We start from the raw sequence: 11392 nt of genomic DNA, 5'->3' as shown, positions 1-11392 counted from the left end.
ATGTATAATTTTAGTGAAATTTTCAAGGCTATTTTCTAAGAAAGCCTGTCTGCCTTTTCCCATATAACACTCAACTGATTATCAATTCGTTCAACTTCTTTAATTAATAATGCATTGCTTTGGGCGTAAGCCATATATAAGTGGGCTCTTCTGTGTCTAAAGTTTCCAAAATAAGGAAGTAATGATTTTCACTAGAAATGAGAAACATGAATGAAAATGGATTTAATACAAAACGAATTTTCATTTTAGAACTATCGTGTCTGAATGCTAAATATTGGATGTGTTGAAAATGTTTGTATTGCTTATTTTTAAGGATTTCTTCCAGCACTTCCTCAGCATTGGTATAAAAATTACTTTGCCCTTGTAGTTGGTCAGAAATAAGGGTCTTTTGTTTATTAGGATTGAGTTTCTTAAGTAATCCCTTATTTAGACACTGAATTTTGACTCCTTCTATCACTTCTTTATTTATATAATCAATATCTGTTGATAGAGCTATTTGGGAAACCAGTTTCCCGAATTCAAACTCAGTAAATAATTCTATAGTGATACTTTTTGAATTTAAAGTTTTGATAAAGGAGCGTTTAAGCACCTTAAACTCCGGTCCCATTTCAATATTTTCGATCTGAAATTGAAGTTAGGAATTCAACTCCGTTACAGTATGGTGCCATCCTTCTATCACTTATCCTGTTTAAAAGTCATTCCATTTTCTTCAAGTGCCTTTTTAAATGAAGGTAGTGAAGCTTTTCCGATTCCATGTAATTTCAATATTTCTTTTTCTGTATAGGAAGCCAATTTTTCAATGGTATCAATTCCATAATGAAGTAAAGCATTTCTTGCAGGATTACTTAATAAGGCTAAAAATCCCGATGCGGGTTCTTTGAGTTTTTCACAGATAGGGCAGGTAGGGCAGTCGCTACTTTTGTAGAAAGTGTGACCATGTTTACAAATTCGCTTTGTCTTTTCTTGTGCCATGTTATCTATTACGTTTGTAATGCAATTGTGTTAACCCCGTATCAAAAGACTTACTTTCAATAAATTCAAGGTCTTGTTCAGGTCTATTGTCTTTGAATAACCTTGTACCGTTGCCAAGCAAAACAGGGATTACCGAAATTATAAGCTCATCTATTAAATCGTGCTTCAATAGCTCGTTTATTACTTCTGCACCTCCATCACAATAAATGTTTTTTCCATTCTCTGAATTTAGTCTTTTCACTAAATCTATCATGTTTCCTGAGTAAAAAGTGGTTCTACCTACTGGAGGTCTTTCAGTTCTTGTAATGACATAGACATCTCGTTGTCCATTGTCGTAATAAGAAGAGCCAATTTCTCTTACTACATAGTCATAAGTTTTCCGGCCTATGATTAATGTATCAACTGTGTCGGTAAATGCTGCATAACCATAATCTTCCCCTTCTTTTTCAACAATCTTCAAGAAGCTTAGGTCATCATTAGGTTTTGCTATGTAGCCATCTAGACTCATTGCAATGAAAAGTGATATTTTTCTCATTTGTTTTAAATCTTAATTTTAACCAATTTCCATTGATTGGGCTGGTTTCTACCAAAATATTATCATTTATAGAAAGGATAATTTCTCCATTTTTTTATCTCTTACATTAGCTGGTCCATCTATTCTTTCCCCTTTAAGTATTTCTTGGGTATATTCTTCCTCCTCAGTTATTAGGAGGTCTTGTGTTTTTTGATCTAAAATATTTTCATCCTCATATTCAGTCTTTGTAGAACATGCAACAATTAATAGAAACGAGAATATCAAAAATACGTGCTTCATATTACTTTATTGAGCTATGACTTCAAGTGTTTAAGATGCAATCTACCTAAAAAAAGCTATAAATAGATAGATCAAAATAGCCCTTGAAACATAGTTGTCCTAAGCCGCTTCATAGCTATCATCAGATATTCCGGAGGATGTTGACCCCCTTAAGTAGGGATTTTGATAATTTTCTGGAGCATATCCAAATAGTAAAAGGTAATTTAATTTCTCCTTTATATTGATTTGATTATTAATTTATTACAAATGTTTGAAGCTTAAATTTTTTGCATCCTAAATTGCCTTTTTACTTTTCAAATAGGTAAATGTAAATATAGGTTGAGAGCTTCTAGAATAAACAATATTTTATAATCAGTTCTTTTCATAGAAAGGGTAGGGCTGAGGCCATTCGGGGCATTTTTGCTAACATAACTTTTAGAAGTCAGATTAACTTTCTGTATTTCAGGAAAAGCTTGGTAGCCATGGCTAATAGATCTATTTGTTTTGAACTTCTTAAAGTTCTCCGCCTGCTCAAAGATTTCTTTGTACACTTCATCCCGATCTACAGGCGGATAGTCATTCTCCGCCAATAAAATGATAAGATCCACTTTTAGCTCTGCCTTGATATCATCTCTCTTACTCCAATCAGTGTACTTGGCTTTGTCATCGACCAAAGTCTTAACCTCCTTAGCCAGCGTGAGTAGCCTGTCATCAGGATACGTAAAGTCATACTTTACAGCCAAAGCTTTGAGAATGTCATAAAAGGCTTTTTCTTCAAAATCTATCCCCAGGTCTTTGAAAGAGTCTTTTTCCTTTCTAAGCTGATGGTAAAGATCAATGATTTCATCTGTGAAATCTTCCAACACATTGCTGACCAAGACATCGGCCTCTTTTCTTTCATTGTACTTGTCCACCAAGACCTGCATCTTTTTGCTGAAATCTAGCCCTTTGGCACGGTTGACTTTTTTGAATTCATCGATAGCTTTGGCAAGGAGTTTTTGAAGGAACTTGATTTTGGTATGTGGTAGCTTGATCTTGTCGATTTTGGAGAGATAATCTTCGTCAAAGATGTCCACTTCTTTTTGCTTATCATCGCCTAGTTTGAACATCTCTTCCACGCCCTCGCTTTCTATCGCTGCTTGGATCATGTCTCTTACTTTGGCATTCATCTGAGCGGTGTCAGGAGCTTCTCCCTTGAGTAACTTATAGACAATGGATCTTACTGCGATGTAAAAATGAATTTTGTTTTTCTCCTCCTGAGTAATTACTTCTGAGCCAGAACAAATGTCATAGGCAGCTTTCATCCTTTTGACTAAGTTCATAAAGCGCTTCTCCAAGTCTTTGGTCAACTGCACAAATTCAGCTGCCATGTTCAAGGTATTCAACTGCTGCATTGGGCTGCCTTCGAAATAGCCACCGCTGTCAAATTTTAGAAACACCCTAGAAAGTAAATCCAGATGATCTCTGACCACAACAATAGATTGTTCAATATCTTCAAAATTCTGACTATCCACCTTATTGTATTGGGCAAGTGCTTGGTTCATTTGCTTTTGACACCGATATCATCTACCACCAGCCCCTTTTCCTTGCCTCCAAACTTTCTATTGACCCTCGATATGGTTTGTATAAGGTTGTGCCTATGAATGGGTTTGTCGATATAGATGGTATCCAAAAATGGGACATCAAAGCCAGTAAGCCACATGTCCACAACTATGGCTATCTTGAAGTTTGACTTGATATTTTTAAACTGCCTGTCCAATTCCTTTCTATAAACTTTGTTCCCCAACAGCTGATACAGGGTTTTATCATCATCCTTGCCACGCGTCATTACCATTTGGATTTTTGCAGCAGGTAGGATTTCTTTTTGATCTTTCTCACTCAGTACTGCCAAAGAATCCGCAGCCATCACTTCTCCCCAATCTGGCCTGAGTTCAAGAATATATTGATACAGTTGATAGGCAATCTCTCTACTGCTACTGACAAAAAGTGCTTTGCCCGCAACGGTTGTGCCTTCTGAAACATCCACCATACCATAGATAGAGGTCAGAGGAGTGGAGTTGCTCCAAGTTGCGGATGACCTGCTCTATTTCAGTGGCAGTGATGCCAACATGACCATAGCGTGTTCGCAAAAAATCCCTCAAATCATCCTTCAGTAAAACCTCAGAAAGGTCTCTTTGTATAGCATTGCTATTGAGGTGCTCTAAGGCCTTTTTTTTGTAGCAAATCTATAATAAGTGACTCTAACTTAGCTTCTGATAACATGGATCAATTAAATTAAAGATTTAAATTAAGGAAAATATTTGAAAATAGAGTGCTATATGATTTGAAGAGCGACAAGTACCAATAAATCGTAACTATTCAGCGATATTCCAGGTGATGTGTTGGAGTCTTTTTTGAATCATATTCAATGTTTCGAAAATTTCATTTTCTTGAGGAAATTCACCGTAGACTAATTTTTTGAAATAAGTCACCCAGTAGTCTTTCTCATCATAAATGGCTGGAATCTTCATTTGGTCTTCCGCAAACAGAATAGCTTGTCTAAATAGCGTCTTAATTTTCGTGCAGTTTCATATAATATTCCATTTTTCAGTGCTGAATAAGACTTTTTCTGCACCAGCTAGTTTATACTTAGTGATTGGGTTTAACGACATATAAAGTGGTTTGGCTGCTTTGTTTTTTTGTAACTCTTCTAATAATGCGCCTAATAAGGCTCTTGTAGCAGGTGGGTATTTTAAAGCTAATCGAACCAAGGTATTGATATCCTTGTCTGTATATTTTTTGAGGATAGCCAAAAACCGCTTACAAGATGATTCCACTCTTGCATCAGGGATTTTCTTGATATATCGAATGCTATCCAACACTTGCAGAAGGGGGATGTTGTCTTTAGTAATGGTGTTTTTTTGTTTTATAAAAGAGATGCTATAGCGCTCTCTTTCAAAACTAGGCCGAGTCTGATTTTTTCCGATTTGTATGGTGTTACTGATTTGGGTAGTCAACCCCAATTGATTGAAAATACTAAAACCAGTTAGGTAACCTGTGACTTTACCATCTTCTTCCAACAGGTCTTTGACTACCTGCTTTTGTTCAGGCTGAAGATCACCGAAAATTGTTTTTTCAGGCTTGTAAAACTTCCCTTTTGATAGCTTAGCGATTTTTCCTGACTGTGCCATTCGATTTAGCGCTTTGATTACCGCTTCTTTTTGATTCACCTCCGTATTAAAATCATCGTAGGTGAATACAAATCCTTTTGGGAATCTATCTATCATAAACACTATATAATCAGTTGTTTTCATGTAAAAAAAAGGTAATTAATAAAAACATAATGTCCAGTTTTTTAATTAAAAAACTGGACATTTAAATGATGATAGTAAAAACCAACTAATGATTAACAATCTTAATTTTATCTTCACCACCTATCTTGTTCAGCTTTAAAAACATTCTTTTGTATAAGGTGTTATTAAATACTTATAAAGTCTTTTTATTAGGTCAATTTCATTTTCTACAAATTTTCGTAATATGCTTTAATCTTTTTAGCCATCAGCTTTCTTTTTTCAATTAAAAAGCTTTCGTATTCTATAAATGTACTAGTTTCTAAACCGAAAGGGATGTCATTGAGGAACATGGATATTTCGTCTAACCCTCTTATATATTTCGATTCCTGTATGGTGCGATTGAGAGGAGATAGGTCAGACACCGTCTGACCTATCTAGAGAATATTTCAATTCCTGTATGGTGCGATTGAGAGTTGTCCACTTGAATATGGTAACTCACGACCAAATTGATTTCAATTCCTGTATGGTGCGATTGAGAGAAATCATTGCCGTATGGGTATTGCTTTACTTACTGTATTTCAATTCCTGTATGGTGCGATTGAGAGGGTAGAGCCTCGCTTTGGCACTATTCAAGAACCTTTATTTCAACTCCTGTATGGTGCGATTGAGAGCCTCTAAGATTCAGGAGCAAGTGCACGGGTTGCTCCGATTTCAATTCCTGTATGGTGCGATTGAGAGGCGAGGACGGCCTCTATTGCCGACCAATCCCCGAATTTCAATTCCTGTATGGTGCGATTGAGAGAGTAAGAGTCACCGGTTAATTTTATCACATGCCTCAATTTCAATTCCTGTATGGTGCGATTGAGAGATGAACTGCCTCCATCACTTCAGCGGCAATATCCTCATTTCAATTCCTGTATGGTGCGATTGAGAGAAAATAGAAGAGAAAGCAAAACAACTCTTCGATGCATTTCAATTCCTGTATGGTGCGATTGAGAGGAGTGTTCGAGTTGTGCGAACGACTGCACGAGCCAATTTCAATTCCTGTATGGTGCGATTGAGAGCGCGCGTAGAGACTTTGCTCCAAGACTTCTTGGGTGATTTCAATTCCTGTATGGTGCGATTGAGAGACTCTCAGATATGGGATTCCAAGCATTCCACGGACTATTTCAATTCCTGTATGGTGCGATTGAGAGTAGATCAAGAAATCACCTTTTTAGGTGCTCCATCAATATTTCAATTCCTGTATGGTGCGATTGAGAGTCCGTGAACCTCATCAAAGAGTTGAGGGCGTACGTGATTTCAATTCCTGTATGGTGCGATTGAGAGTAGATTTAAAGATTGACCTAGGGGATGCTCCCATTGATTTCAATTCCTGTATGGTGCGATTGAGAGTGTTGAAAAAGGCCTAAGAGAAGTAAACACACTTTTATTTCAATTCCTGTATGGTGCGATTGAGAGCGTATTTTCAGTGTCAATAAGAAATCGAAATAAAATATTTCAATTCCTGTATGGTGCGATTGAGAGCATTATGGACGGCAAGATGCAAGCCTGTGAATATGATTTCAATTCCTGTATGGTGCGATTGAGAGCTACATTGAATCAGACATACCCTGCTCCCGTTCTTTATTTCAATTCCTGTATGGTGCGATTGAGAGAAGCACAAGATCTTCTTCCCTTAATTTCTTCGCCAATTTCAATTCCTGTATGGTGCGATTGAGAGATATCCGTTACTTACTCCTGTTTTCGATTCTCCTATATTTCAATTCCTGTATGGTGCGATTGAGAGAAACTGAAAAAGGAGATTATTAACAAAGTTGAGGCAATTTCAATTCCTGTATGGTGCGATTGAGAGCATAACCAAAAAGATTATTTTGAATAGGTTTTCTTGATTTCAATTCCTGTATGGTGCGATTGAGAGGGCTTCCCTTGCTTTTTGTAAGTCCGATATTGCATTATTTCAATTCCTGTATGGTGCGATTGAGAGTATAAAGTGATCCCCATTATAAACCTTACCAACAACATTTCAATTCCTGTATGGTGCGATTGAGAGAATGCAAAGTAGGATATGCAAAATTTGAGGATGAAGATTTCAATTCCTGTATGGTGCGATTGAGAGATCTAGCTTTTCGGCTTCGGTGAACGTGCCTGGGCTATTTCAATTCCTGTATGGTGCGATTGAGAGTTCTTCTACACAAGTGACTAACTGGAATACCGCATTATTTCAATTCCTGTATGGTGCGATTGAGAGATGAAAGATCATTGATTGAAAATATATCTACAGCTTTATTTCAATTCCTGTATGGTGCGATTGAGAGCTTTGCCCTTGCCTTTCTAAGCAATCTGTTTACCTCATTTCAATTCCTGTATGGTGCGATTGAGAGTGGCTAGTGAAATCTCTTTGACCCAGCTTGGTACCGTATTTCAATTCCTGTATGGAGCGATTGAGAGATTCCAGAGTTTATCAAAACACATATCAGAAGTATGATTTCAATTCCTGTATGGTGCGATTGAGAGTCATTGTCGATAGATTCATTTTGACGTGATTTTTGAATTTCAATTCCTGTATGGTGCGATTGAGAGAGTGATACTATTAAGGCACATTGAGTACAGAAACATATTTCAATTCCTGTATGGTGCGATTGAGAGAATCATCCATTAAAAAGTCCAAGAAACCTTTACCGTATTTCAATTCCTGTATGGTGCGATTGAGAGGTTGCATCTGTTATGACTAAAATGGTTGAAATGCTATTTCAATTCCTGTATGGTGCGATTGAGAGTTGGTCATTTTACCATAATTTCTTCTTATGAAATCTATTTCAATTCCTGTATGGTGCGATTGAGAGATTGAGTGAAAATGCTGTTATCGGTTGTTTTTCTTATTTCAATTCCTGTATGGTGCGATTGAGAGTGTTGCCGTAAGGGATGAATTATTTGAAAATGTATTATTTCAATTCCTGTATGGTGCGATTGAGAGAATGAACCTTGTAAAACCTCAAAACAAGATCGTTTAATTTCAATTCCTGTATGGTGCGATTGAGAGATGTTGATGGCTGTGAAAATAATCGCGTTCCAGCCTATTTCAATTCCTGTATGGTGCGATTGAGAGCTTTGCCCTTGCCTTTCTAAGCAATCTGTTTACCTCATTTCAATTCCTGTATGGTGCGATTGAGAGTGGCTAGTGAAATCTCTTTGACCCAGCTTGGTACCGTATTTCAATTCCTGTATGGAGCGATTGAGAGATTCCAGAGTTTATCAAAACACATATCAGAAGTATGATTTCAATTCCTGTATGGTGCGATTGAGAGCCTGGGAATCAAATTCAGCATCCAGTTTTTTGTTTCATTTCAATTCCTGTATGGTGCGATTGAGAGAACATAAATACCTATTCTAATAATTTCGATACTGCTATTTCAATTCCTGTATGGTGCGATTGAGAGAATTGAAAACCCAATAGTACATAATGCTTATGGAATATTTCAATTCCTGTATGGTGCGATTGAGAGTAAGGCATCCAATCCAATAGACCAATATGCCCTTCATTTCAATTCCTGTATGGTGCGATTGAGAGGTTGCATCTGTTATGACTAAAATGGTTGAAATGCTATTTCAATTCCTGTATGGTGCGATTGAGAGTTGGTCATTTTACCATAATTTCTTCTTATGAAATCTATTTCAATTCCTGTATGGTGCGATTGAGAGAAAGATAGAGCAGGTAATAAAGTGTCAAATACTGAAATTTCAATTCCTGTATGGTGCGATTGAGAGTTGGTGAATTTGAAGTACTCCATTTTCTAGTACTATTTCAATTCCTGTATGGTGCGATTGAGAGAGAAATGCCCCCAAGGAATTTCCCCAAACCTGTTTGATTTCAATTCCTGTATGGTGCGATTGAGAGATGACAAGTCAATTATAGATACTTTGGGTATTAAACATTTCAATTCCTGTATGGTGCGATTGAGAGATCAATGACATTACCGATGAAGGAATAGAAAATACTTATTTCAATTCCTGTATGGTGCGATTGAGAGAGAAACCCGAAACAACTACATCATAGATTCTGATTTATTTCAATTCCTGTATGGTGCGATTGAGAGCCTGGGAATCAAATTCAGCATCCAGTTTTTTGTTTCATTTCAATTCCTGTATGGTGCGATTGAGAGCATCATAAACTACAAAGGTAAAGCACAGTTTCAAGTATTTCAATTCCTGTATGGTGCGATTGAGAGTCATTGTCGATAGATTCATTTTGACGTGATTTTTGAATTTCAATTCCTGTATGGTGCGATTGAGAGCCATATCTGCAACTTGGATAAAACTATCAAATTTTATTTCAATTCCTGTATGGTGCGATTGAGAGATTCGTAACTTTCGCAAGTGATTGCATTCCCTGTAATTTCAATTCCTGTATGGTGCGATTGAGAGAAATCGAGGTGAAACAAGCCTTGATTGACATCAATAATTTCAATTCCTGTATGGTGCGATTGAGAGACAGTAAGGTCAGCAGCACCGTAAACCCCTCTTTTTAATTTCAATTCCTGTATGGTGCGATTGAGAGATACTCTTCATCATCATCACCCTCTTCTCTTTTTGAATTTCAATTCCTGTATGGTGCGATTGAGAGCACCTGTATCTGTATCACCTATCCACCAATTTCCATTATTTCAATTCCTGTATGGTGCGATTGAGAGAAAATATATGTCAGTGATCATCCTAGCGACCTGTTCATTTCAATTCCTGTATGGTGCGATTGAGAGGGAGATATAGCCCATTACCTATTTGATGGCTCGTACATTTCAATTCCTGTATGGTGCGATTGAGAGCAAGCAAGGTGATAAAATCCAATTAGCTGTATGGTCATTTCAATTCCTGTATGGTGCGATTGAGAGTGATCTTTCATCATCAAGCATGTAGGGCGTTATTTCATTTCAATTCCTGTATGGTGCGATTGAGAGAATGAAATTGTTTTGCTGATAGTGTTAACGTAACAAATTTCAATTCCTGTATGGTGCGATTGAGAGTCAATTGTTTGCATAGAGTCAAGATCGAAAACATCTATTTCAATTCCTGTATGGTGCGATTGAGAGACAACTTTGTAAGGGGTGTATGCAGTCGCAGAGAGGAATTTCAATTCCTGTATGGTGCGATTGAGAGTTTTTTCAGTTTCTTCGAAATAAACCTTATCAAAATATTTCAATTCCTGTATGGTGCGATTGAGAGCCATCCAGAAGGTGTATCAATGAAAGCAACTCCATCATTTCAATTCCTGTATGGTGCGATTGAGAGCATCACCACAAATATGATTTTAAAAACGTTTTCCTGATTTCAATTCCTGTATGGTGCGATTGAGAGAGCCCATCCCGAATTCGACATGTGTGATTTTCTTGATTTCAATTCCTGTATGGTGCGATTGAGAGTGAGATAGCTGAAACAAACAATGATATGCTTACAAATTTCAATTCCTGTATGGTGCGATTGAGAGAACAGCGTATGTTGGTAGACGGAAGGGATTATATACATTTCAATTCCTGTATGGTGCGATTGAGAGCTTTCAAAGAATGGTGTGAGCACTACACAGGAGCTTTATTTCAATTCCTGTATGGTGCGATTGAGAGATAATGAGTATTACCCCTATGTTTTGTTTACTTAAAAATTTCAATTCCTGTATGGTGCGATTGAGAGTCTGCATAATTTAAAGTTTTGTACTGTTAATAATCTTATTTCAATTCCTGTATGGTGCGATTGAGAGTAGCTGGAATTACCCTTCCTACAGATGATGAATATAATTTCAATTCCTGTATGGTGCGATTGAGAGTTGGACAATTCAAAAAGCCTGAATATCCCTTCACAATTTCAATTCCTGTATGGTGCGATTGAGAGTCCAGAAACGCTGAAATTCAAAGGTGCCGCTAGGTAATTTCAATTCCTGTATGGTGCGATTGAGAGAAATCAGGTTATCGTTCCGTTGGGTCAATTCGATTTATTTCAATTCCTGTATGGTGCGATTGAGAGCCTTACAAGCATCCCTGAGGGGTTTAATCCGACCGATTTCAATTCCTGTATGGTGCGATTGAGAGGATCGTTTTTGTAGCTGGCGCTCTTATGACAGCAGTATTTCAATTCCTGTATGGTGCGATTGAGAGAAGAGAAGTTTTTGAAAGGTTTGGTCAAATACAAGAATTTCAATTCCTGTATGGTGCGATTGAGAGATCTTTTTCAACTGAGGGTAGAAGCTGAGGATGATTATTTCAATTCCTGTATGGTGCGATTGAGAGTTTTTTACCATACAGCTCCCAGAAATCTTCAAAGCTATTTCAATTCCTGTATGGTGCGATTGAGAGAAAATAATTGAAAA

Annotated in this window: 7 protein-coding genes and 1 CRISPR repeat array (1 of these 8 cut by a window edge); all 7 genes read right to left on the bottom strand. The window is 37.1% G+C overall.

Going from position 1 to position 11392, the window contains the following annotated elements; translation table 11 throughout:
- Positions 1-103: 103 nt before the first annotated feature.
- Positions 104-607 carry a beta/alpha barrel domain-containing protein gene (locus MM239_RS02105; protein ID WP_241346190.1) on the bottom strand — a complete coding sequence of 168 codons (504 nt, stop codon included), beginning with the start codon at positions 605-607 and terminating at the stop codon, positions 104-106.
- Between the two features lie 68 nt (positions 608-675).
- On the bottom strand, positions 676-972 hold the full coding sequence (locus tag MM239_RS02100) for an RNA polymerase alpha subunit C-terminal domain-containing protein (RefSeq protein WP_241346189.1): 297 nt from the start codon (positions 970-972) through the stop codon (positions 676-678).
- Position 973: 1 nt separating this feature from the next.
- Positions 974-1507, bottom strand: coding sequence for a dihydrofolate reductase family protein (locus MM239_RS02095; RefSeq protein WP_241346187.1), 534 nt, complete (start codon positions 1505-1507; stop codon positions 974-976).
- Between the two features lie 66 nt (positions 1508-1573).
- Entirely contained in the window at positions 1574-1786 is a 213-nt protein-coding gene (locus MM239_RS02090) for a hypothetical protein (protein ID WP_241346185.1), read from the bottom strand.
- A gap of 293 nt (positions 1787-2079) precedes the next feature.
- Positions 2080-3309, bottom strand: coding sequence for a DUF3387 domain-containing protein (locus MM239_RS02085; RefSeq protein ID WP_241346183.1), 1230 nt, complete (start codon positions 3307-3309; stop codon positions 2080-2082).
- Entirely contained in the window at positions 3306-3794 is a 489-nt protein-coding gene (locus MM239_RS02080) for a type I restriction enzyme subunit R domain-containing protein (protein WP_241346181.1), read from the bottom strand. Before MM239_RS02080 ends, MM239_RS02085 begins: the two co-directional genes overlap by 4 nt.
- Before the next feature lie 538 nt (positions 3795-4332).
- Positions 4333-5058 (bottom strand): DUF6088 family protein, encoded by a 726-nt coding sequence (locus tag MM239_RS02075; protein ID WP_241346180.1) that lies wholly within the window; start codon positions 5056-5058, stop codon positions 4333-4335.
- A gap of 355 nt (positions 5059-5413) precedes the next feature.
- Positions 5414-11392: direct repeats of the CRISPR family, unit length 30 nt; unit sequence ATTTCAATTCCTGTATGGTGCGATTGAGAG (it continues 183 nt past the right edge of the window).

This window comes from Belliella filtrata (assembly GCF_022549775.1).
GTDB lineage: Bacteria > Bacteroidota > Bacteroidia > Cytophagales > Cyclobacteriaceae > Belliella > Belliella filtrata.
This window is presented reverse-complemented; position numbering and strand designations above follow the sequence as displayed.